This is a genomic window from Kitasatospora sp. HPM-01-4 (assembly GCF_051374625.1).
Lineage (GTDB): Bacteria > Actinomycetota > Actinomycetes > Streptomycetales > Streptomycetaceae > Kitasatospora.
Genome location: NZ_JBPQGP010000005.1, coordinates 4,892,311 through 4,914,144, shown reverse-complemented (window position 1 = coordinate 4,914,144; position 21,834 = coordinate 4,892,311). Strand labels below are relative to the sequence as shown.

Annotated in this window: 19 protein-coding genes; 7 read left to right on the top strand and 12 right to left on the bottom strand. The window is 71.2% G+C overall.

What is annotated here, in order from left to right:
- The first annotated feature begins 466 nt into the window (after window positions 1–466).
- Window positions 467–2,239, top strand: a complete 1,773-nt coding sequence (locus ACSMTC_RS21395; RefSeq protein ID WP_436561316.1) for a glycoside hydrolase family 35 protein — start codon at window positions 467–469, stop codon at window positions 2,237–2,239.
- 93 nt (window positions 2,240–2,332) lie between these two features.
- Here the strand turns inward: ACSMTC_RS21395 and thpR are convergent, their stop codons facing one another.
- Entirely contained in the window at window positions 2,333–2,926 is a 594-nt protein-coding gene (thpR, locus tag ACSMTC_RS21390; RefSeq protein ID WP_436561315.1) for an RNA 2',3'-cyclic phosphodiesterase, read from the bottom strand.
- Between the two features lie 107 nt (window positions 2,927–3,033).
- On the opposite strand from thpR, the gene ACSMTC_RS21385 reads away from it, so the two are divergent.
- Entirely contained in the window at window positions 3,034–3,558 is a 525-nt protein-coding gene (locus tag ACSMTC_RS21385; RefSeq protein ID WP_436561314.1) for a GNAT family N-acetyltransferase, read from the top strand.
- Between the two features lie 34 nt (window positions 3,559–3,592).
- Here ACSMTC_RS21385 and ACSMTC_RS21380 read toward each other — a convergent pair whose 3' ends face one another.
- From ACSMTC_RS21380 to ACSMTC_RS21350, 7 genes are all read right to left on the bottom strand, one after another.
- The gene (locus ACSMTC_RS21380) at window positions 3,593–4,987 is read right to left on the bottom strand and encodes an MFS transporter (protein WP_436564757.1); all 1,395 of its coding nucleotides are present in this window, start codon (window positions 4,985–4,987) and stop codon (window positions 3,593–3,595) included.
- 222 nt (window positions 4,988–5,209) lie between these two features.
- A complete protein-coding gene (locus ACSMTC_RS21375) occupies window positions 5,210–5,644 on the bottom strand; it encodes a MarR family winged helix-turn-helix transcriptional regulator (RefSeq protein ID WP_436561313.1) in 435 nt (144 codons plus the stop codon).
- 88 nt (window positions 5,645–5,732) lie between these two features.
- Window positions 5,733–7,556 carry a hypothetical protein gene (locus ACSMTC_RS21370; protein WP_436561312.1) on the bottom strand — a complete coding sequence of 608 codons (1,824 nt, stop codon included), beginning with the start codon at window positions 7,554–7,556 and terminating at the stop codon, window positions 5,733–5,735.
- Between the two features lie 26 nt (window positions 7,557–7,582).
- Window positions 7,583–8,422, bottom strand: a complete 840-nt coding sequence (locus tag ACSMTC_RS21365; RefSeq protein WP_436561311.1) for a nucleic acid/nucleotide deaminase domain-containing protein — start codon at window positions 8,420–8,422, stop codon at window positions 7,583–7,585.
- Between the two features lie 112 nt (window positions 8,423–8,534).
- Window positions 8,535–9,095 (bottom strand): SUKH-4 family immunity protein, encoded by a 561-nt coding sequence (locus ACSMTC_RS21360; protein WP_436561310.1) that lies wholly within the window; start codon window positions 9,093–9,095, stop codon window positions 8,535–8,537.
- Between the two features lie 31 nt (window positions 9,096–9,126).
- Window positions 9,127–10,107: a nucleic acid/nucleotide deaminase domain-containing protein gene (locus ACSMTC_RS21355; protein ID WP_436561309.1), complete on the bottom strand. Its 981-nt coding sequence runs from the start codon at window positions 10,105–10,107 to the stop codon at window positions 9,127–9,129.
- Window positions 10,104–10,829, bottom strand: coding sequence for a WXG100-like domain-containing protein (locus ACSMTC_RS21350; protein ID WP_436561308.1), 726 nt, complete (start codon window positions 10,827–10,829; stop codon window positions 10,104–10,106). Before ACSMTC_RS21350 ends, ACSMTC_RS21355 begins: the two co-directional genes overlap by 4 nt.
- 334 nt (window positions 10,830–11,163) lie before the next feature.
- Between ACSMTC_RS21350 and ACSMTC_RS21345 the strand changes: the two genes are divergently transcribed.
- On the top strand, window positions 11,164–11,928 hold the full coding sequence (locus tag ACSMTC_RS21345) for an MHYT domain-containing protein (RefSeq protein ID WP_436561307.1): 765 nt from the start codon (window positions 11,164–11,166) through the stop codon (window positions 11,926–11,928).
- Between the two features lie 83 nt (window positions 11,929–12,011).
- Here ACSMTC_RS21345 and ACSMTC_RS21340 read toward each other — a convergent pair whose 3' ends face one another.
- Window positions 12,012–13,706, bottom strand: a complete 1,695-nt coding sequence (locus tag ACSMTC_RS21340; protein ID WP_436561306.1) for a hydrogenase maturation protein — start codon at window positions 13,704–13,706, stop codon at window positions 12,012–12,014.
- Window positions 13,707–14,332: 626 nt separating this feature from the next.
- On the opposite strand from ACSMTC_RS21340, the gene ACSMTC_RS21335 reads away from it, so the two are divergent.
- Window positions 14,333–14,851 (top strand): SigE family RNA polymerase sigma factor, encoded by a 519-nt coding sequence (locus ACSMTC_RS21335; protein WP_436561305.1) that lies wholly within the window; start codon window positions 14,333–14,335, stop codon window positions 14,849–14,851.
- Window positions 14,848–15,990, top strand: coding sequence for a hypothetical protein (locus tag ACSMTC_RS21330; RefSeq protein ID WP_436561304.1), 1,143 nt, complete (start codon window positions 14,848–14,850; stop codon window positions 15,988–15,990). The genes ACSMTC_RS21335 and ACSMTC_RS21330 overlap by 4 nt, the downstream gene beginning before the upstream one ends.
- Window positions 15,991–16,246: 256 nt before the next feature.
- Here the strand turns inward: ACSMTC_RS21330 and ACSMTC_RS21325 are convergent, their stop codons facing one another.
- Both ACSMTC_RS21325 and ACSMTC_RS21320 read right to left on the bottom strand, forming a co-directional pair.
- Window positions 16,247–16,660, bottom strand: coding sequence for a GNAT family N-acetyltransferase (locus ACSMTC_RS21325; protein WP_436561303.1), 414 nt, complete (start codon window positions 16,658–16,660; stop codon window positions 16,247–16,249).
- Window positions 16,661–17,302: 642 nt separating this feature from the next.
- Window positions 17,303–17,794 carry an ATP-binding protein gene (locus ACSMTC_RS21320; protein ID WP_436561302.1) on the bottom strand — a complete coding sequence of 164 codons (492 nt, stop codon included), beginning with the start codon at window positions 17,792–17,794 and terminating at the stop codon, window positions 17,303–17,305.
- A gap of 301 nt (window positions 17,795–18,095) precedes the next feature.
- Here ACSMTC_RS21320 and ACSMTC_RS21315 point away from each other — a divergent pair, with 301 nt between their 5' ends.
- Together ACSMTC_RS21315 and ACSMTC_RS21310 are read left to right on the top strand one after the other, a co-directional pair.
- On the top strand, window positions 18,096–19,448 hold the full coding sequence (locus tag ACSMTC_RS21315) for an NsdA family TPR-like regulatory protein (RefSeq protein WP_436561301.1): 1,353 nt from the start codon (window positions 18,096–18,098) through the stop codon (window positions 19,446–19,448).
- 29 nt (window positions 19,449–19,477) lie between these two features.
- A complete protein-coding gene (locus tag ACSMTC_RS21310) occupies window positions 19,478–19,978 on the top strand; it encodes an NUDIX domain-containing protein (RefSeq protein ID WP_436561300.1) in 501 nt (166 codons plus the stop codon).
- 135 nt (window positions 19,979–20,113) lie between these two features.
- Here the strand turns inward: ACSMTC_RS21310 and ACSMTC_RS21305 are convergent, their stop codons facing one another.
- Window positions 20,114–21,574 (bottom strand): NCS2 family permease, encoded by a 1,461-nt coding sequence (locus ACSMTC_RS21305; RefSeq protein WP_436561299.1) that lies wholly within the window; start codon window positions 21,572–21,574, stop codon window positions 20,114–20,116.
- Window positions 21,575–21,834 lie beyond the last annotated feature (260 nt).

Here is a 21,834-nt window from a genome sequence, read left to right as displayed (position 1 = left end):
GGGGTGCCCCGTCGAAGGCTCCGGGCAGCGCCGTCCTCCGGCGCTCCGGCCGCCTCGGCACGCACCGGGCGCCGGGGTGCGGCCGGCCCACCGGAGAAGGCCGAAGGCGGTCACCAGCCGGTTTCCGCCCGCGGTCGGCCGGGCAGGGGGAGGGGCGCCCGCCCCCGCGCCTACTTGTTCATGAGCGAGCTGATCAGCACTACCGCGAGCAGCATCACGAGTGCGCCGGAGACGATCCGCATACGAGTCTTGGGGTCCACGTCCATCGAGGGTACCGGGTGGCTCCGCAAGCCTCGGCACTCCCCCGCTCCCGTCGCCACACCCCGCTGAGCTCCCGGTTCGGGTCCGACGGCCCCCGCCGGGCGGGCTGTCGGCCCCGCCGGCCGAGCGGGCGGGCCCCGGCGGGCCAACACGCCCCGGGGTCCGGTCCATGGCGTTCGAGGCGCCGCTCCCGCAGGCTGGGCGCATGCTGACCTACGACTCCGCGGGCTTCAGGCTCGGCGGCCGCCCGCTGCGGATCCTCTCGGGCGCCATGCACTACTTCCGCACCCGCCCGCAGCAGTGGCCGCAGCGCCTGGCGGCACTGCGTGCGATGGGGCTCAACACGGTCGAGACGTACGTCCCGTGGAACCTGCACGAGCCCAGGCCCGGCGAGTTCCGGCGGCTGGGCGAGCTCGCCGGCTTCCTGGACGAGGCGGACCGGCAGGGGCTCTGGGCGATCGTCCGCCCCGGGCCGTACATCTGCGCCGAGTGGGACAACGGCGGTCTGCCCGGCTGGCTGACCTCCCGGGTCGGGCGGCGGGCCAGGACCGCCGATCCGGCCTATCTGGCCGCCGTGGACGGCTACTTCGACGCCGTGCTGCCCTCGGTGGTGGCACGGCAGGTGGACGCGGGCGGCAATGTGCTCATGGTGCAGGTGGAGAACGAGTACGGCTCGTACGGCAGCGACGCCGGCTATCTGCGGTACCTGGCCGACGGGCTGCGGCGGCGGGGCGTGACCGTGCCGCTGTTCACCTCGGACGGCCCGGAGGACCTCATGCTCACCGGCGGCACCCTGCCCGGGGTGCTCGCCACCGTGAACTTCGGCTCCGGTCCCGAAGCGGCCTTCGAGGTGCTGCGCCGGCACCGGCCGCAGGACCCGCCGTTCTGCATGGAGTTCTGGAACGGCTGGTTCGACCACTGGGGCGAGCCGCACCACACCAGGGACGCCGCCGACGCCGCCGACACCCTGCGCCGGATCCTGGCCGCGGGCGCCTCGGTCAACCTGTACATGGCGCACGGCGGCAGCAACTTCGGCACCGGCGCCGGGGCCAACCACGCCGACCCGCCGTTCAACTCCACCGACTGGACGCACTCGCCGTACCAGCCGGTCACCACCTCGTACGACTACGACGCCCCGCTGGACGAGCGCGGTGCGCCGACCCCGAAGTACGGGCTGTTCCGGTCCGTACTGGCCGAGTTCGCGGCGACGCACCCCCACGAGGCCCGGTACCGCTCCGCGGTCACGCCCCGGTTCCCCGCACTGCCCGCGCTGCTGGGCCCGGTGACGGTCGAGCTGACCGAGCGGGCGCCGATCCCGTTCGGCAAGGCGGTGGAGTCGGCCGTCCCGCCGGCCTTCGAGGAACTGGGGATCGAGCACGGGCTGGTCAGGTACACCTTCCGGGTGCCGGGGCCGCGGCCCGGACTCCCGCTGACGGTCGAGGGCCTGCACGACCGGGCAGTGCTGCTGGTGGACGGCGAGCGGGTCGCCGAGCCGGCCCGCGGGGTGCCGGCGGAGCCCGTGACGGTGGCGGGCGGAGCGCTGGTCGAACTGCTGGTGGACTCGCTCGGGCGGGTCAACTACGGACCGCACGGCGGGGAGCCCAAGGGCATCACCGGCGGTGTCCGGCACGAGCGGCAGTACCTGCACGGCTGCCGGGCCGAGGTCTTCGACCTGGACGCGCCGCTGCCCGAACTCGCCTTCGGCGGCGACGGCTTCGGCCTCTCCCGGGGAGTGCTCACCCTGGACGCGACCGGTGACACCTACCTGGCCGTGCCCGGCGGCGGCCGCGGCTGCCTCTGGGTCAACGGCTTCCTGCTCGGCCGCTACGACGCCGCGGGACCGCAGCAGACCCTGTTCTGCCCGCAGCCGCTGCTGCGGAGCGGCCGCAACGAGCTGGTCCTGCTCGAACTCGGCGACGCCGAGCCGCGGTTCGTCGAACTGCGGGCCGAGCCGTCGATCGGGGCGGCGGCGCCGTAACCGCCCGACGGGTTCCGGCGCGGCCGGGGAGGCACGGCGGTGCCCTCCGCGAGGACGGCACCGCACGGCCGCCGTGACGCGTGGAAGAAGCCGCTACGGAGCCTCCCAGCGGGCGAGCGGCCAGGACCGCAGCTCCTCGTACCTGGCCGGCCCGTAGCCGATCGTGCTGCGCATCAGCCGCACCTCGGCGGCCTCCCACTCGCTGCCCCGGAACCCCTCCAGGGCCGCCGCCATCCCGAGCAGCTCCCCTGGCGCGGACCGCCGCACCGCCCGGCTGTGCCCATGGCCGGAACCTGCCCGGGCCAGCGTCAGATGCGGATGGAAGCCCCGCTCGTCGGCCTCGATGCCGAGCCGGGCGACCCCCTCCCGGACGGAGTCCGCCAGCCGCCGCAGCGCCCAGGTCTCCCCCTCCAGACCGACCCAGAGCACCCGGTCGCCGAAGTGACCGCCACCGGCCAGCCGCAGCCGGTGCGCGCCGTTGACGGCCGCCGCGTCGGCGAGCACCTCCTCCAGCCGCGGGAGGTCCGTCACCGCGACCTCGCCGAGGAAGGCCAGGGTCAGGTGCCAGCCGTCCACTCCCGTCCAGCGCAGCCGGTCGGCGCCCGGCAGCTCCCGCAACGGCGCCACGGCGTCCGCCAGTTCCTGCATCGCCACCACCGGCGGGTCCACCGCCACAAAGAGCCTCATGGGCCCATCCTCCCCGCCCCACCTGCGCTTCGGGCCCCGACACCCCGCCCGGGAGCCGGACCTGACAGCCCTTCCACTCGACCTCCCGAACGGATAGAAACGACTCCATGAGGATTCGTACCGGTGGCCCCGACGACACGGCCGACGTCCTGGAACTGCTCGACGGCGCCGTGGCCTGGCTGGTCTCGCTCGGCCGCACCGGCCAGTGGGGCGACCAGCCGTGGTCCGGCCGCCCGGCGACGGCCCAGCGCGTGCGCGACTACACCCATGACGCCGACACCTTCCTGGTCCGGCTCGCCGAGGCCGAGGACGGCACCGTGGTCGGCGCCTGTGTGGTCTCCGAACAGGCCAACATCCATGCCACCGTGGTCGAGGAGCGCGAGCTGTACATCCGCAACCTGGTCACCGACCGCAGCCGCAAGGGCTCGGGGATCGGAGCGGCGCTGGTGGCGGACGCCCTGGAGGAGGCCCGCCGCCGGGGCATCACCCTGGTCCGGGTGGACTGCTACGCCGACGGTGACCGCCGGCTGGTCGGCCAGTACCTGAAGCTGGGCTTCACCCCGACCGACGCTTTCGAGGTCGAGCAGCCGAACGGCCCCTGGCGCGGCCAGGTCCTGGAGATCAGGCTCTGACCGGCGGCAGGGGCCGCTCCGATGTGACGAGGCGTCAGCAGGCGGCTGCCAGCCGCTGCTTGGCGATGCCGCGCGGCACCACCGCGACGACCCGGCCGCCGCGCCCCGGGCGCAGGTCCACCCGCACCCGGAGGCCGGCCACCCGCGCCAGCACCAGGCCGACCACGGCGGCGGCCAGCGCCGACACCACGCCGCAGGCCAGCAGGCCCAGCCGGGGCCCGTAGGCGTCGGTGACCCAGCCCACCAGCGGGGCGCCGATCGGCGTTCCGCCGGTGAACACCAGCACCAGCAGGCCCATCACCCGGCCCCGCATCTCGGGGTCGGTGGAGAGCTGGAGCATCGAGTTCACCGAGGTGTTGAAGGTGAGACCGAAGACGCCGATCAGCGGCAGCAGCAGCGCGAAGGTCCAGTACCCGGGCGCGAAGGCGGCCAGCACCTCCAGTGCACCGAACGCCAGTGCCGCCGCGACCAGCTTCCGCAGCCGGGGCGCGCCGCGGCGCGCGGCCAGCAGGGCGCCGACCAGCGAGCCCACCGCCATCCCGGTGTTCAGCAGACCGTACTCGCCCGCGCCGACCTTGAAGACGTCGTACGCGAAACCCGACAGCACGGTGGCGAAGTTGAACCCGAAGGTGCCGATGAACCCGGCCAGCACCATCGGCCAGAGCAGCTCCGGACGCTCCTTCACATAGCGGAGCCCCTCCCGGAGTTGGCCCTTCTCACGGGCGATCGGCTCGATCGGGCGCAGCTCGCTGCCGCGCATCGCCAGCAGTCCGCCGATCACGGCGGCGAAGGACAGCGCGTTGACCGCGAAGGCCCAGCCGCTGCCCACGGCGGCGATCAGCAGACCGGCGACCGCCGGGCCGACCAGCCGGGCGGTCTGGAAGTTGGCGGCGTTCAGGCTGACCGCGTTGGCCAGGTCCCTGGGGCCGACCATCTCGCTCACGAAGGCCTGCCTGGTCGGGTTGTCCACCACGGTCACCAGGCCGAGCAGCAGCGCGAAGGCGTAGACGTAGTACTGCGTGACGATGCCGGTGACGGTCATCACGGCGAGGCCCGCGGCCAGCAGGCCCATCACGCCCTGGGTCACGATCAGCAGGCGCCGCTTGGGCATCCGGTCGGCGAGCACACCGCCGTAGATGCCGAACAGCAGCATCGGCAGGAACTGCATCGCGGTGGTCACACCGACCGCGAAGGGGCTGCCGGTCAGGTTCAGCACCAGCCAGTCCTGGGCGATGCGCTGCATCCAGGTGCCGGTATTGGAGACCACCTGGCCGGCGAAGTAGTAGCGGTAGTTGCGGATCCGCAGGGAGGAGAACATCCCCGTGGACCGGGCGGAACGCGCCCCGGTGGGGCCCGGCGCGGCGGCGGGGGCCGCCGCGGTGCGTTCGTCGGGGTCGTCGTCGCCGCTGCCGGGCAGACCCACGGGCATGGGCGCCTGGCTCTCGGCGGCGGCAGCGCCGGCTGCCTGGTCGGTGGTGGAGTCGTCGGTTCGGATGGCGGCGGCGCTGGCGGCGGCCGGCGGTGTCACGGTGGTCTCCCCTCGGTGCGCGGCGATCGGCAGGGCGATCGCCGCGCGGCTGGTGTCAGGTCGTGGTCCTGCGGTGATGCGGTGCTCCTTCTTCCGGTCCCGGAACGTCGCGGACGGTGTCGCTCAGAGGTGGGCCAGCTTGTAGAGAACCGGTGCGGCCTCCTTGAGGACCGCCCACTCCTCCTCGCTGAGCCCCTGGGCCAGTTCGGCCAGCCAGGCGTTGCGGCGCCGGCGGCTCTCGGCAAGGATCGCGTCGGCCTGCTCGGTGCTGCTGACGACCACCTGACGGCGGTCCTCGGGGTGCGGCTCGCGCCGGACCAGCCCCTTCTCCTCCAGCATCGCGATGATCCTGGTCATCGACGGCGGCTGGACGTGCTCCTTGCGGGCGAGCTCACCGGGCGTGGCCTTGCCGCACCGGCCGAGGGTGCCGAGCACCCCCATCTCGGTGGGGCTCAACGACTCCTCCACACGCTGGTGTCGCAGTCGTCGGGCAAGGCGCATCGCGGACGACCTCAGCTGGCTTACGGCTGCGAGGTCGTCCTCGGACATCTCGGGCATGTCCTTAGCCTATGTCATTACCCTCGCTAAAGAAAATTGATTACGGCGCGAACCAGCCCCGCGCGCCCCGCTCCCGGCGGACCTGCGGTCAGCGGCCCTCCGGGCGCGCCCCGCCGGCACCGGCCCGCAGGTCGATCGCGGCCACGCCGTCCGGCATGCCAAGCGTCAGCAGAGTGCCGGTCAGCGCCATCGACCAGACCTCCGAGCCCAGCCGCAGATCGTGCACCCCGCCGCCCCGGCCGAGGCTCCGGACCCGCACCAGCCCGTCGGCCCAGGCCGCGGCCACCAGCGGCCCGGCCGCGGTCGAGCTGACGGCCACCGCCGTCACCGGGCAGCCGCGCCGGTCGGACGGTTCGGCCATCGGGTCGGATTCGGGCCCCCAGAGCCGTACGGCTCCGTCCAGGCCGCCGCTCACCAGCAGTGGGACCTCCGGGTCCGACAGCCCGTGGCCGCCCGTCGCGGTACCCGCCAGCGCGGTCACCGGACCGCGGTGCAGCCGCTCGCCGATCACCTCGCCGTCCTCGTACCAGTACACCGAACCGGCCGTGTCCCCGAAGGCCGGTGCGGCCTTCGGGAGCGGGCCGAGGGCCGCCACCGCGCTCAACTCCTCGGCGTCGGAGGAGATCTGCTCGAGTGCCTCGGACAGCTGGTGCGGTTCCAGACCCGGGCGCGACTCGGCCGGGGCCACCAGCTCCGCGCCGCCCCACGCGTCGAGCAGCACGACGGAGCCGCCGGCCGTCACCGCCAGGGCGCGCAACGGCCTCGGGGAGGGCACCGCCACCGCGCCGAGCCGCCGTCCGGTGGCGGCGTCGTAGCAGCGCACCGAACCGCCGGGATCGGCGACCAGCACCTGGGAGACGTACTGCGCCGCTCCGGCCGCCATGGTGACCGCGGGGCCCGGCCAGCCCCGGCCGGCCCGCCGCCACCGGGCCCAGCGCCCGGACCAGGCGCCGGGCAGGGCGGCCAGCGCGGACGCCGCGGCGGGGTCCACGCCCAGCAGCCGGGTGCGCAGCACGGCGGCCCTGGTTGCGGGATCGGGTTCGTCGATCAGGGCCGGGCCCGCGGCGTCCCAGGCCAGGGCGACCGGATCCGCCCGTCCCTCGGTCGCGGCCGTCACCGCCACCGGCCGGGCCAGCGCGTACAGCAGCGGATCGGCCGCCACCGGCCCGAGGTCACCCGCGTCGGCGGCGGCCGTCCAGAGCTCCGAGAGCAGGTCCTCGCCGGCCGCCCGCAGATCGGGCGAGCCCTCGGCGCCACGGGGCACCCGGGCGATCAGTTCCGCCGCACCCGCCGGGGGCGGTGGCGCGGCGAGCCCGAGGGCCGGCCCCGGCAGGGGGTAGGCGTCGGCGTCCGCGCCCGCCTCGGCGCACCACGCGGTGAAACGCGCCCGGTCGGTCCACTGCAGATCGTCCAGCTCCAGCACGGCCGGGGTGACCGCCGCCGGCAAGGCACCGGCCGCCTGCCCGCCGGTGGACGCCTCCACCACCAGCCGTACGTGTGCCAACTCCAGCATCGGATCGAGCAGTTCGGACACCAGTCGGCCGGGATCGGCCGCCGAGTCCAGCTCCGGTACGCAGATCACGGTGCGCCGGTCGTCGGCGGCCAGCGCCTCCAGCAGGGGTCCGACGCCGTGCGCGACCACTCCGAGCTGCTGCCCGAGGGTCCAGACCGCGCCGCGTACGGTGACTCCTGCGGCGGGCAGTACCGCGTGGATCCGCTGGGCGTCCGGCGTCTCGGCCGTGGTGCAGCCGCCCACCAGCCAGGCGAGCAGATGTGACTTCCCCGCCCCGGGCGGCCCGGAGACCCGGCACAGGCGCGGTGCCCGTGGATCGTCCAGCCAGCCCAGGAGCGCCAGGCCGGCCGCCCGGCGTCCCGCCGCGAGCGGGGGTATCCAGCGTGCGTTCCCTGCCATGCCCACCCCTCCCGAACGGACCGGTCCTACCGGCCCTGCTGTTCCGCCAGACTGATCATCAGTGCCTTGATCCCCTCGTCCCTGGACTCCGCGGTCTCGCCGTAGTCGAAGCTGTGGGTGAAGGCCGCGTTCGGGAAGGTCTCCGCCAGCCACAGCGCGCAGTAGTGACCGGGCATCAGACACGGCTCCAGCTCGCAGTAGACGCGGGTGACCTGCTCAGGCTCGACGCCCTGCGCCCGCAGGCGGTACCAGAGCAGCTCCTCCGGGTGCGCCGGCCCCGCGCCGCCGTTGCCGGTGACGATCTGCTTCTCCCCGTGCTCGTCGAGGTACTCGAAGGCCGCCGAGGAGTCGATGTTCAGCGGCCTGCGCAGATCGTCCAGCACCCTCGACCACCAGCTCTCCCGGTCCTCGAAGGCCGCCGGGTCGGCCCGGAGCAGCTCCTGGCGCAGCTCCCGGTAGGCGGCCAGCGCCGAGTCCTCGTCCTGGGTGTCGCTCATCGCGGGCAGGTAGCGGTCCAGCAGGAGGAGCCCGGTGGCGAAGGCCTCCACGCTGCTGCTCACGGCCAGTTCGGGCAGGTCGACGCCGAGCACCACGGCGCGGACGGAGCGGTCCGGTGCGAAGTAGAACTGGGCCCCGCGGTCGGTACCGATCCGCAGCTGACCCGCGACCGGCCCGGCGTCCAGCTCCCACTCGGCCGCGTACTCGCCGAGCGAGAGCGGGTCCTCCTGGTCGGGCGAGCGGAAGTACGGCCCCACCTGGAGCGGCAGACCGGGACTGCGCAGCGGCCCGGCCGGGGCGACCGGGAGGCTGTACAGCCCTCGCTCGCCGAAGTGCGCCAGCAGCGCGGCCGACAGCTCTTCACTCATCTGCGCAGCACCAATCTCTCAACTCACAGCGGCGCACGGTCCGTCGGGAACATCCTCCGGAACTCCGCGCCACACTCGAACGGCAGGCGATCCCACGCGGTGCCCGACCCGCCTACAGCATCGGGTAGTCCTCCAGGTACATCTCCCAGAAGTGGGCTCCGCTCTCGAACGGCAGGCTGTCCCAGGCGGTCATGTCCTCGCGGATGATCTCCTCCACGTCCGCCCAGTCGTAGGGATCCGGGTCCTCCTCGGGGCCCGGCTTCTCCACGGCGACCTTGTACACCAGGTAGCTCAGCGAGGAGAGGTCCCGGTGGACCAGCTCGTAGCGGGTCTCCGAGTCCGGGTCCGAGACCCAGATGGTGCCGTCGGAGGGCCTGACGAAGACGAACGCCTTGTAGAGCTCGCCCAGTTGCGAGAGCTTCCCGTGCGGGGTGTCCACCGGTTCCGGCTCAAGGGGCTCGACCAGGGCCCAGTCGGGGTGGGCCGGATCCCGCTCGGCCAGGTCGGCGAGCAACCGGAAGAGCCCGTTGGAGTGCGGGATTCCGAACTCCACGGCGAAGCGCGCGGCGTCCTCGTCGGGGAAGAGCCGCGCGGCGGCCTCCGGCCGCAGTCTGAGCAGACCGCCCGCCGGTGTCTCCCGCGCGATCGCCTGCCAGTCGACCTGTACCAGCACCTGTCACTCCTCCCGGTCCGCCGCGCCGACTCTACTGGCCCTTGCGGGCCCGCTTGGCCCGCCTGGCCTCGGCGGCCGCCTTGTCCAGCTGCCCCTGCGCGTCGAAGTCGTGCTTGCCCATCGTGCCACCGTATTCGCCCGCGCGGTGATCCTGTGCGAGTCGGTCGACATAGGCCTTGTGTCCCCAGTCGCGGTCCTTCTGGGGGACCTTGCTGTCGTAGTCGACTCCATGGGAGACCTTGAGGTCGGGGTTGTGCGGCTCGAAGTGCCTGGCCAGCCAGCGTTCGCAGTTCGCGTCCTTCTGACAGGGCGCCCGTTCCGTGTACAGCTCCTTGACGTGCTGCTCCCTGCCGCCGAGCAGCGGTTTCCCGATCGACCGCTCGGAGTGGCTGCGGAGGTCGCCGCTCCGCCCCACCAGGATGAACTCGCCCTTGTCGTCCTTGTACCGCAGGGCCGCGTAGTTCTTGCCCTTGTAGTCGGATTCGGCGCGGCGGGCCTCCTCCACGGCGCGGGAGAGTTCGGACGGTTCGTCGATCTTGTCGCTGTGCACCTTCTCGCCGGGCTTGACCGGCTTGCGGGCGTGGTACTTGGAGTCCAGCTCCTTCTTCGACGGGTCCTTGACCTTCCCGCTGGTCGAGTCGAGGAGGGTGTGTATCCCGGACTTGTCCTTCGGGTCCAGGTCCACGAGCTTGCCGCCGCGGATCTCCTGCACCCGGCCGTCGTCGTGGATGAAGTACTTCTTGCGCCCGCCTCCACCGCCGCCACCACCGCCGCCGCTCGGGCCGCCGGGCTTGTGGGGTTCATGGGGCGGGTTCTTCCGCGAGCCGTCCAGCATCCGCTTCAGGTCGCCCGCGTGGGTGGCGTCGGTCTCACGGGTGTTGTGGGCGACCTTCTTCAGGTTGTGCCCGGTCGAGTCGTAGAGGTCCTTGACCGCCTTGCCGGCATTCTGGGCCAGCGTCTCGCCGACCTTCTGCGCCCCGCGTTCAAGTGCCTTGACGATCTGGTTGGTCACTCGAAGCTCACCCCCGCGATCTTGGCCTGGAACGCCTGCGCGTGGCCGGCCACCGTCTCGGCGTGGTCGTGCATGGTCTGCGCGTGTGCCTCCAGCGCCGCGGGGTCGATCCGGAAGCCGGTACCCGAGGCACCGCCGCCGGACACCCCCAGCGCCGACTCGGCGGCCTGGAACACCATCCCGCTGACCGCCCGCCCCACCACCTCGGCCAGCGGATCGATCGCCGCCTCGATCACCTGGCCGATGACGTACTGCTCCAGCTGCTGCTCCAGGTAGTTGACCAGCTTCCGCGCCGCCGCCTCGATCGCGACCACCGCCGCCTCGGCCAGCCCGAAGGTCGCCACCGCGGCCGCCTGGTCTGCCACGAACGCCGCGGCCATCACCACCAGTTCGGCGATCGTCTCGACCTTCATCCCGACGATCACGTCCGCGGCCACGTCCAGCGCCGTCGCCACCGTGTGGCAGGCCTGCACCAGCTCGTCCATGTGACTGCTCGACAGCTGCGACCACTTGGCCATCAGCGCCTCGTACGACGCACCCTCGTACGACTCACCCAGCCGCTGGACCGTCGCCGTCGAATCCCGGTGGGCGGAGTCGATGTTGTCCGCGAACTCCCTGACGTGCGAGGCGAACTCGCGGACCTTGTCCTCGTTCACGGTGGGCCAGTTGATGCCGATGAACGACAGTAACGACACCACCTCGTCCGGCAGCTCGATGGCCATTGGTCAACCCCTCGCAGCGACATCCGCACCTACCATCGGATCGTAGCCGGTACCGCCGGATCATCAAGACGGCCATGCTGAAGTCGAGTTGAGACGTTCACCTCACCTCCACACCGCTCCTTCGCCGGGCCTCCATCTCACGGAGCACGCCTGGGAATCCCGTGGAGTTTCGCGCGCGACTCGTGACCTGATCGTGAAGTACCCGCACTGAGCTGCGAGTTCACCGAAAACACCAATCTTGCCCACATCCGGGGGTGTGGCTACTGTGCCTCGCTGTCAGGAACACGGCACGCCCGGCATGAACCACCCGTCCAGGGAGTCCCCTTTGGGTCACATGAACCATGCTGTCCACGGCTGGCTGATACCGGCGATCTCGTACGCCATCGCCTGTGTCGGCTCCCTGCTGGCGCTGCGCGGCACCCGCTGGGCCCTGCTCACCGAGGGACGGGGCCGGCGCAACTGGCTGATGTTCGCCTCATTCTCGCTCGGCTTCGGCATCTGGAGCATGCACTTCATCGCCATGCTCGGCTTCACCGTCTCGGGCGTCGAGATCCACTACGACGTACCGCTGACCGCGCTCAGCCTGCTCGTGGCGGTCGCGGTGGTCGGCGCGGGCATCTTCACCGTCGGCTACAGCAGGCGGCCGCTCGGCGCGGTCCTCGTCGGCGGGGTGTTCACCGGCCTCGGGGTCGCGGCGATGCACTACCTGGGGATGGCCGCGATGCGGCTGCCCGGTGCGCTCTCGTACGACCACCTGACGGTCGGGATCTCGGTCGCCATCGCGATCCTCGCCGCCACCGCGGCGCTCTGGGCGGCACTGAACATCCGGGGCACGCTCGCCGTGGCGGCCGCCGCCCCGGTGATGGGCGTGGCGGTCTGCGCGATGCACTACACCGGCATGGCGGCGCTCTCGGTGCACCTCGATCCCGGCCGGGACTCCGTGACCGGCGGGGTCGTCGCCCTGCAGTTCGTCTTCCCGCTGGCGGTGGGCTTCGCCGCCTACGTCTTCGCCAGCTCGCTCGCCTTCGCCGTCGCCCCCAGCAAGACCGCGAAGCGCCCGCCCGCCCTCGCCGGCCGGGCGGCGCCGCTGCGCCGTTGAAGGCCGCGCGGGTGCCGCACCGTGGTCGCACAGGTGCGGCACCCGCGAGCCGTGACCGTTCCGGCGGGATGCCCCGGTGGACGTCAGCCGAGCAGGTGCTCCGGGGTGGCCACCGGGCAGGCCTTGTGCACGAAGGCGCGCCGCAGCGCGTGGTAAGGCTCCTGCGGATCCCAGAAGTTGCGCCGCATCTCGGCCAACTCCTCGGCCCGGTAGGCCGCGAGAGGCTTCACCGCCTCGTCGTCCGCACGCCGACGCTTCTTCTCCAGCAGCCGCTGCTCCAACTCCGGTGCCGCCGCCAGCGCTTCGGCGCGCCGCACCGTCCAGGCCCGGAACTCCGCCGCGCTGCCGGGCTTGGTCCGGTCCACCAGCCCCAGCAGCCGGGCCTGCCGGGCACCGACCGGCAGCGCCTGCGTGGTCAGCCGGGCCGCCCACTCGGCGCCCACCCGGCGCGGCAGGGTGTACGTCCAGTACTCGGAGCCGTGCAGGCCCATCAGCCGGTAGTGCGGGTTGAGCACCGCCGACTCCCGGCACCACACCTCGTCCGCGGCGATGGCCAGCATCAGGCCGCCCGCCGCCGCGTTCCCGGGCAGGGCGGCGACGGTGACCTTGTCCCCGGTGGTGAGGACCGCCTCGACCAGGTCGTCCATGGCGTTGATGTTCTGCCAGGACTCCTCGGCGGGGTCGGCGGCTGACTCGATCACGTTCAGATGGATGCCGTTGGAGAAGAAGTCCCGGGCCGGGCCGAGCACCAGCACCGAGGTCGGGCGGTTCACGGCCTCCCGGTACGCGGCCAGCAGGCGGCGGCACTGCCCGGTGCTCATCGCACCGCCGGGGAAGGCGAATTCGAGGTAGCCGACCCGCCCCTCCTCCCGGTAGCGGATCTCCGACCAGGTGCGGTTCCGCCAGGCCGCCGCCACCGGTGAGATCGGCGACTGGGGTACGCCGGCCAGCAGTTCACCGAGCACCTGGGCCGCCGGCAGCTTGTAGGCGGCGGGTCCGCCGGGGGTGCGGCGCGGGCGCAGCTGCGGGATCCAGACGGCGCCGTCCACCGTTGCCCGGCAGATCGCACCGTCCCGGGTGGCGATCACCGCGCCGGGAGCGCCGCGCAGTTCGTCCTCGGCGTGCCCGCCGTGCAGGAAGTACTCGCGTCCGTACAGCTCGTCCAGCACACCGGGCTGCGAGTCGGCGGACCGCAGCTTGCGCAGCACCGTGGCGGTGTCGTCCGCCGCCCAGTCGATCCGCCGGAACTCCTGCGCGTGGTACGGGCGCAGCCGGCCCCGGACGTCCCAGCGCCCGTAGTCCAGCGGCTCGGGCGTGAACCATCCGCTCTCGAAGCGCTCCACCGCCAGCAGCACCGCCTCAAGGGCCGCGTCGGCGACCTCGTTCCGGTACAACTCGCTCTTGCCGCACGGCGGTACGGGGTACGGCACCGAGGCCCAGATCGGTCCCGCGTCCATCTCGGCGACCGCCTGCAGCACCGTGACGCCCCACTCGGCCGCCCCCTCGTGGATCGCCCAGTCCAACGAGGACGGGCCGCGGTCGCCCTTGGGGCCGGGGTGCACGATCAGCACCGTGTGCCGGGACCAGATGTCCCCCGGTATCGCCTTGGTGAGCATCGGCGCCAGGATCAGATCGGGCCGGAAGCGGGCCACCCCGGCCCGTACCGGCCCGTCCCCGAGGGCGAGTTCGACGCCGACGGTGTGGCCCCGCTCCCGCAGTTCGGTGTGGACGCGCTGAGTGAGGCTGTTGAACGCGCTGGCGATCAGCAGGATGCGCAAGGTGCCCTCCGACAGTGTTGTCAGCAGTGCTGTGTGGTCCCCCGGCTCTGTCCGGTCCCGACCCGCGCAGGCACCGCCGACGGTACGCACCCCGCGACTCCACGTCACCGGGGCGTGCGACACGGACACCCGCCCGACCCCGGGCCGGGCCATCCAACCATGGTCATGCCACGCAAGTACCCGTGATCATCCCAACTCCCCAACCCCTCACGGTGTTCGCACAAACCCGCGACCAGGCGCCCGATCGCCCTACAGAACGATCACCGCCCGACCGCCTCCGCCGCAGCCCGGAGGCCGTGCCCGGCGACCGGAGGGGGCGCCTTCGCGGCACCTGTCCGGCACCTCGGGCGCGCTCATGAAGTTGTCCAGGCCGCGCCCGTCGCTCAGGCGGACTCGACGGTGAGCAGGAAGGCGTCGGCCGTGGCGTCCATCAGCAGCTCATCGCGGGGGCGGCCCAGCCGGTGGCCCGGGCGCTCCTCGCCGTTCAGGAGTGGCGCGTGTGCCGTGGAGTGGGTACCGGCCGTTGGGCATGCCCGGAGGCCTGTGCAACCTTTCGCACGGCACTCGGCATTAGGGATCCGGGCGGCGCATCCGGCGGTGCCCTCGACGGGGAGGAGGGGGCCCTGATGGCACGGATCGCGGCGAGTTCACGCGACGCCGAGTTCACCGAGTACGCGGCGTCCCGGGCCGGGTGGCTGCGCAAGATCGCGTATCTGCTCTGCGGTGACTGGCACCGGGCGGACGACCTGGTGCAGGAGAGCATCACCAAGCTCTATGTGAACTGGTCCCGGGCGGGGCGGGTGGAGAACCGGGACGGCTATGCCCGGACGGTGCTGGTCAACACCTTCCTGGCGGAGCAGCGGACCTCCTGGTGGCGTCGGACGCGCACGGGGGGCACGGCGCCGGATCAGGCGTCAGCGGGGACGGACGTGGACGTCTCGCTCGACCTGCGGCAGGCCCTGGCCGCGTTGCCGCCACGGCAACGGGCGGCGGTGGTGCTGCGGTACTACTGCGACCTCTCGGTCGATCAGGCCGCCGACCTCCTGGGGTGCTCCGCCGGAAATGTGAAGAGTCAGAGCTCGCGCGGTCTGGACGCGCTCCGGCGTTCGTTCGTGCAGCGACCGGTTGAGGGGAGCAGGGCATGAACGAGGAGACGGAACTGGCCGCGGAACTCTCGGCGTTGGCCGAGGGGTCCGCCCCGCCGAGCGGGGTGGACGTCCATGAGGCGCTGCGGCACGGTCGGGGCCGACTGCTGCGGCGTCGGGTGGTGCTGCTGACCGCGGCGACGGTGGTGGTGGCCTCCTCGGTCGCACTGGCCGCGGCGCTGCCCGGCAGTGGCAAGGCGGAAGGACCTGCCGCGCGGCCGACCGTGACGGTGTCCCCGTCGCCGAGCGGGGTGAGTACGTGGAACCCGATCCCGCCTCCGACCGGACCCGCCGCCGCGCCGTCCGGCAGCAGGACGCCCGCCCCGTTGACCGGCATGGATCCGCTGATCTCCGACGGCCGGTTCGGCTGGCTGCCGGACTCGATCAAAACGATCAGCTACTCGCTCGAGTCCAACGGCGGGTGGGCGAACGCGCAGGGCGATCCGGAGAAGCTCGGGAGTCCCTCCTTCCACCTCAAGGTCTACCCGGCGGGGGTGACGCCCGAGCTGCCGAACTTTCCGGACGGGAAGCCCAACCTGCCGGGCTTCACGCCTGGAAATCACGCAATCCGCGTCGATGCCCCACCGGTCAACGGGCGGGAGGCGTACTGGATCACCGCGAGCGATCCCAATTTCGCGAAGGATCTGAACCTTCTGCGCTGGAAGACCGCGGAGGGCCGGTGGGCGGAGCTCGACTCCGGCCACCTCCCCGATGAGGACGGACAGCGGCTACCGCTGCGGGTGGCGGCCGGCGTGACCACGGGCCACTGGCAGGTGCCGCTGCCGCTGCGGATCAGCGACATGCCGAAGGGCTACACGGTGAACTCGGTGACGCTCGACCAGTCGCGCGACGGCAACGACTTCAGGCTGGACATGAGCGTCGGGGCGGCGGCCAACGAGGTCATCGCTGTCACGGTCAAGCCGGACGTCCCGGAACCGGAGCAGACCGGGCCGAGCGGAATGCCGATCAAGCAGCAGCCGATGACGTGCAAGTCCGAGCACGGCGTGAAGGTGTGCATCAAGGCCCTGGAGAACCCGGAGCACGTTTTCGACCCGGCCAGCGGCGCACAGGGCCTGCTGAACAGGATCACCCCCTTCGGCACGGACCAGACCAAGTGGAGCACTGCCATGCTCGGCTGACGGTTCGCCACAGACACGTACGCCCGGTGCGCACGGGGGCAACGGGCGTACGTCTGTGCTTACCGGATCAGTGGCGGTACCGCTCCGAGTTGTACGGGCCCTCCCTTGGGGATGGCTGGGGAGACGTACCGGCTGCTGGCGACCACCGGGCGGCTCGGCCGGGCCGCCGCGCGATACCAGCGCCGCTTGGGCTGCTGGGTGTCCTGTGAGCCCGGCCGCAGTGGTCCCCGACGTTCAGCGCACGGCGCTTCGACACCTACGCGGGGGCGGCCAGAACATGGCCGAGGCTCTCCAGCCCTTCGGCCTGGCAGAGGTGGTCCGACGCCCCGTCAAGCTCCGTCTGGAGCAGTTGGTAAGCAGCGCCGGTGGACTGGCCCCAGTACATGGCCCCGCGCCAGAGCCGGCGGCCGTAGCCGTGGCCGCGCTGGTCGGGCAGCACACCGAAGTACTGCGGAAGAAACCGCGCGGTTCCGGCCGAGTCCTTCATGGTCTCCATCGGGCCGATCGCTCCGACCACCCTGCCTTCGGCAGCAACCGTGAGAATCGGACCGTCAAGGTCACCGGCCCGGAACCGATCCCACAGGAACGCGAACCCGTCGGCGGCCATCCGGTGGGCGAAGTCGGCGAACGTGGCCGCCACCGCAGGCGGGAGGTCTCGCAGATCTCGCACGGTGGCCTCTGGCGGCTCCGGAGGTTCGAAGGTCTTGAGCTGGACTCGCGTGCACTGCTCCCCGATCAGCGGGGTTGCCTCAGGAGCCTGGAACCAGATGATCCGGGCCGTCTCGGCGCCGTGGTCGGCCCGGAGCTTCGCCGCTTCATCCCGCAGGGCCGCGAGGTCCGGTCCCGTGGCGCCGTAGTAGTGCAGACGTGCAGCAGACGAGCCTTGTCGGCCATGGGCAGCCCCTCGAACGTCTTCAGGCCGAGGTAGCAGTGCTCACAGTCGTAGTTGCACCCGAGGTTGATCTCCCACGACGCACGGCTGTACTGCGGATCCGCCTTCTGCCGGACCAAGAGGAAATCACAGGCTGGGCGAACGGGAGCGAGGTCCAGGGCCCAGCGCTGTCGGGCAGCCTTGATCAACCAGGGCGGCGCGGGTTCGCCCGTGGTGGCGGACCGCTCCAACTCGGTGAACCGGCGTAGCGGAATCTTGATGCCGGCAGTACTCCCGGGGCAGACCACCAAGTAGTCGTCCAGGAACCGGCTCGCGATGAGTTGATGCACCTGCGGTACCTCCTCAGTGTTGGCGCCGACTGCCGCGTTGGTATCGGTTCGGCTGGCACGGATTCGCGATCGGGCGAGACCGAAGCGGCTTTCAGGACGAGGTGCCCGAACGGCTCACGACCTGGGCCTGCGTGGTGCGTTCCAGGACAGGATGGCGGTCGTCAACAGCGGTCATGTGGTCAGCGGCAACCTCGAACCACACGACCTTGCCCGCACCGGCGGGGTACCAGCCCCATGCGTGAGCCAGTCCGGCCACCACAGCCAAGCCCCGTCCGCCCGTCACACAGTCCTGCGCTGCCTCCGGGTCCGGAGGCTCGAGATTGGTGTCCGCAACCTCTACTCGCAGCCGCTCACCGGTCCACCGCACCGTCACCTTGGACCGCGCCTTCGTGTGCTCCATTGCGTTCGCCAACAACTCGCTGGCGCACACGGCCACGTCAGCCAACGCGTCCTCGGGCAGCGGGACCTTCCAGAACCGCGCGACGTCCACGATCAACCGCCGAGCCGATGGCACCGCAGCGGCGTCAGGCTCGACATCCCAGTCCTGCAGCACCGGAAACGACGCCATGTCCAACGCACTCATCCGTTCACCGAACTCTTCGGCTGAAGAGCGTCAGGCAGCGTGTAGCAGCCCCGCGCCGCGACGTTTGCGATCACGCGAACCTCCAGCCAACAGGTGGGTTGGGGACAGAGCTCTCCCCAGGTCAGACCGGGGTGAACACTGCTGTTGCCGCCGCCCAGGGAGGTTCCCGACAGAACCGGGTCACCGACCCCTCTTCCCGAGTGGCTGACCCCCAGTCAACCCTCCTATCAACACAATCGGTACACCCGACAACACGTAGAGTGGTTTACGCGGTTTACAGCTCCACCTCAGGAGATTGATCGTGGCCACACGCAGACAGCCCAACCGCCAGTTCAGGGAAGTGATTTCAGCCGATGGCTGGACCTATGAGGCACTGGCCAAGGCCGTACGACGCATCGGCGCGGAGAACGGTGAGACGCTGCTCACCAACAAGTCGGCCGTGGCGCACTGGATCACCGACGCACAACCGGCCGGCCAGGTGGGCCAGTACATCGCTGAGGCGTTGTCCCGCCGGGCCGGACACCGGATCACCTTGGCCGAACTGGGCTTCGCCACCCCCGAGGACTCGTTGGCGGCCAGCAGTGATCCCGTCGAGGCAGCCGCCAACCTCGGCCGTGCGGATGTCGAGCGTCGTACGTTTCTGGGCGTTGCCGCCTTCACGACCGCAGGCGTGGCCATGCCTCTGCTCTACGACCCCGAGCCGGTTTCACGTTTGATGCGCGCCCGCACCGGCAGGGCCCGGGTGGGCGTTGAAGAGGTCGAAGTCGTCCGGCAGATCACCGCCGTGTTCAGTGCGGCAGACGAGCGACTCGGTGGTGGGCACGGGCTGACCACCGTGACCGCCTACCTTGCTGACACCGCTGCCCCGATGCTCAACGGTCGCTTCCCCGACGAGCGCACCCGGGGCCAGGCTTTCGGAGCAGTTGCCGAACTCGCCTACCTCGCCGGCTGGAAGCACCACGACCTAGGCCAGGAGGGCGCGGCCCAGCACTACTACCAGGTTGGCTACCAACTCGCTGTGGAGGCTGACCCACACGGCCACGCAGGATGGATGATGCGGGCGCTGGCCCATCAAGCTCTCAGCCTCAAGCAACCGCACCACTGCGTCGCCCTGATTGAGAATGCCCTTGCGCGCAGCGTGGGCCGCGTGGACGGACAGACCGAGGCACTCCTCCACATCACTCACGCTCGCGCTTTCGCAGCCACCCGTGACAAACCGGCCGCGGCCCGAGCACTCCTTGCCGCCGAGAACGCCCTCACCCGCGATGGCGACCCGCAGCCCAGTTTCTCGCTCGTCAGCGGCCCGGCGGCCGGCACAGTCGCCAGCCACACCGCCCGTACGCTCACCGATCTCGAAGACCACGCGGGAACTGAGCAGCAGCATCGCGCCGCGCTGGTCCGCTGGGACGCTGAGAAGTACAAGCGCGTTCACGCCCTCACGTACGCCGATCTCGGCGACAGCCTGGCCGCCCAGGCCCGGGCAGACGAGGCCGTGGCCACCTGGGGCCGTGCACTCGACCTCATGGAGGGCATGACCTCGGATCGCACAAGAAGGGCGATCTCCTCGATCAGACCAAGCTTGGCGATCTACCGTAAGCGGGGTGTTCCCGGAGCCGCCAACCTGGAACACCGAGCACGCGAGGCACTGACCTGACAGCCGCACCGCAGGAAGGACCGATCGACGTGGCCCAGCCGACCACCGACCAGACCACCGCGCTCAAGCCCGCTACGGAGTCAATGACCCTGCTGGTCGCTGCAGTCATCGTTCACGACCGCGAGACTCAGCGTGTCGCGCTCCTGCGGCGCGGTCCCAAGGCCAAATTCGCCCAAAACATGTGGGACCTTCCGGTCGGCAAGAGCGAGCCGGGCGAGCCCATCACGGAGACCGCGATCCGCGAGCTGAAGGAAGAGACCGGCCTCGTCATCACGCCGGAAGACCTGCATCTGGTCCACGTCATCCACGGCGCCCGTGGGGTCGAGGCCCCCAACGGCTTCCTGACCGTCGTCTTCGCCGCCCACTCCTGGTCATGCGAACTCACCAACGGGGAGCCCGACAAGCATTCTGAGGTTGCCTGGGTGAGCACCGACGCCATCCCGCAGGAGTTCGTGTCGACTACGCGGACGGCCCTGCTCGGTTACCTCAACGACGGGCCCAGCGTCTCTCTGGACTCGTGGCCCGGCTGATCCCCGACGAAGGCGAAGCGATCCCTCCTGATAGCAACCTACTCGGGCCGTCGTGAGCCAGTGCGGTGCAGCACGAAGGGCCACACCGGAGGCACGTCTCCGAGGTGGCCCTCGCATGCTCCATGGGACAGCTACTTACCCAAGCCCCAGCGCCGGCATCAGGTAGTAGAAGGCGAAGACGCCCGCGACCGCGTACAGCGCCACCGGCACAGACCGGCCGCGGCCGGCAGCCAGGCGCAGGACGCAGAAGGTGATGAAGCCGAAGCCGATGCCGTTGGTGATCGAGTACGTGAACGGCATCATCACCATGGTCAGGAAGGCCGGGACGGCGATGGTGTAGTCGCTCCAGTCGATATCCCGGATGGAGTTCGCCAGGATCAGGAAGCCGACCGTGACCAGCGCGGGGGTGGCCGCCTGCGCGGGGACCATGGTGGCCAGCGGGGTCAGGAACAGGGCACCCAGGAAGAGACCGCCGGTGACGATCGAGGCGAAACCGGTGCGCGCTCCCTCGCCGACGCCCGCCGTGGACTCCACGAAGCAGGTGTTGGCCGAGGAGGAGGTGGCACCGCCGAGGGCGGTGGCGACGCCGTCGATCATCAGCACCTTGTTGATGCCGGGCAGGTCGCCCTTCTCGTCCAGCAGGTGCGCCTCGTCCGCGACACCCAGGATGGTGCCCATCGCGTCGAAGAAGCAGGACATCAGCACGGTGAAGACGAAGAGCACACCGGTCAGCACACCGACCTGGTGGAAGCCGCCGAACAGGCTGACCTTGCCGACCAGTCCGAAGTCCGGCGCGGCGACCGGGTTCCCGGGCCAGGCGGGGACGGTGAGGCCCCAGTGCATGGCCGGGATGCTCGCCAGCTTGTCGACGACCACCGCGACCAGCGTCATGGTGGCGATGGAGATCAGGATGGCGCCGGGCACCTTGCGGATCACCAGCACCAGGGTGAGCAGCAGGCCCAGGATGAAGATCAGTACCGGCCAGCCGTTGAGGTGGCCGTTGCCGCCGAGCTGGAGCGGGACGGTGGTGTGGGCGGCGTCCGGGATCCGGCTGACGAACCCGGAGTCGACCAGGCCGACCAGGCCGATGAACAGACCGATACCGATCGCGATGGCCTTCCGCAGGCCCAGCGGCACCGCGCTCATCACCCGCTCGCGCAGCCCGGTGGCCACCAGCAGCATGATCGCGAAACCGGCCAGCACCACCATGCCCATGGCGTCGGGCCAGGTCATCTTGGGCGCGAGCTGGAGGGAGACGATGGTGTTGACGCCGAGCCCGGCGGCCAGGCCGATCGGGACGTTGCCGATGACGCCCATCAGCAGGGTGGTGAGACCCGCGGTGAGGGCGGTCGCCGTGACCAGCTGGCCGCTGTTCAGATGGGCGCCGTTGATGTCCGTGCCGCTGGCAAGAATGATCGGGTTCAGCACCAGGATGTAGGCCATGGTGAAGAAGGTGGCGATACCGCCCCGGATCTCGCGCGGGAGGCTGGAGCCCCGCTCGGAGATCCGGAAGTAGCGGTCCAGGGGGCTCTTGGGGGAGAGGGAGTCCTGGGAAGGCTCGGGCGACGTGGCGGTCGGCTGGGCCGTCGGAGACATACGGGGGGTCCTCGTCGAATGGGGGCGGAGGAGGAGGGGGCGACCCGGGGCGACGGTGACCGGGTCCCGGGGGCGCGGCGCGGTCAAGGCAACACGCCGGAGCCAACCGGACCTCAAGTATGTGTTCCTCGGTCGTGCACGCGCCATCTTCGCGCGTAGAAGGCATCCCTTACGATCACCGACCGTATGACGGCCGTTCACCCCCGGCGTTTTCAGGCTATCGCGCGGCTCCGGCCGTTTGAAGGCCTCCGGAGACCCGG

Excerpts from the sequence above, each read along its gene's own strand:
- ACSMTC_RS21350 (WP_436561308.1), bottom strand. The coding sequence starts at position 10,829 with ATGGCCATCGAGCTGCCGGACGAGGTGGTGTCGTTACTGTCGTTCATC.
- ACSMTC_RS21380 (WP_436564757.1), bottom strand. The coding sequence starts at position 4,987 with ATGCCCGTGGGTCTGCCCGGCAGCGGCGACGACGACCCCGACGAACGC.
- ACSMTC_RS21370 (WP_436561312.1), bottom strand. The coding sequence starts at position 7,556 with ATGGCAGGGAACGCACGCTGGATACCCCCGCTCGCGGCGGGACGCCGG.
- ACSMTC_RS21385 (WP_436561314.1), top strand. The coding sequence starts at position 3,034 with ATGAGGATTCGTACCGGTGGCCCCGACGACACGGCCGACGTCCTGGAA.
- ACSMTC_RS21335 (WP_436561305.1), top strand. The coding sequence starts at position 14,333 with ATGGCACGGATCGCGGCGAGTTCACGCGACGCCGAGTTCACCGAGTAC.
- ACSMTC_RS21320 (WP_436561302.1), bottom strand. The coding sequence starts at position 17,794 with ATGAGTGCGTTGGACATGGCGTCGTTTCCGGTGCTGCAGGACTGGGAT.
- ACSMTC_RS21345 (WP_436561307.1), top strand. The coding sequence starts at position 11,164 with ATGAACCATGCTGTCCACGGCTGGCTGATACCGGCGATCTCGTACGCC.
- ACSMTC_RS21305 (WP_436561299.1), bottom strand. The coding sequence starts at position 21,574 with ATGTCTCCGACGGCCCAGCCGACCGCCACGTCGCCCGAGCCTTCCCAG.
- thpR (WP_436561315.1), bottom strand. The coding sequence starts at position 2,926 with ATGAGGCTCTTTGTGGCGGTGGACCCGCCGGTGGTGGCGATGCAGGAA.
- ACSMTC_RS21395 (WP_436561316.1), top strand. The coding sequence starts at position 467 with ATGCTGACCTACGACTCCGCGGGCTTCAGGCTCGGCGGCCGCCCGCTG.
- ACSMTC_RS21330 (WP_436561304.1), top strand. The coding sequence starts at position 14,848 with ATGAACGAGGAGACGGAACTGGCCGCGGAACTCTCGGCGTTGGCCGAG.
- ACSMTC_RS21375 (WP_436561313.1), bottom strand. The coding sequence starts at position 5,644 with ATGCCCGAGATGTCCGAGGACGACCTCGCAGCCGTAAGCCAGCTGAGG.
- ACSMTC_RS21365 (WP_436561311.1), bottom strand. The coding sequence starts at position 8,422 with ATGAGTGAAGAGCTGTCGGCCGCGCTGCTGGCGCACTTCGGCGAGCGA.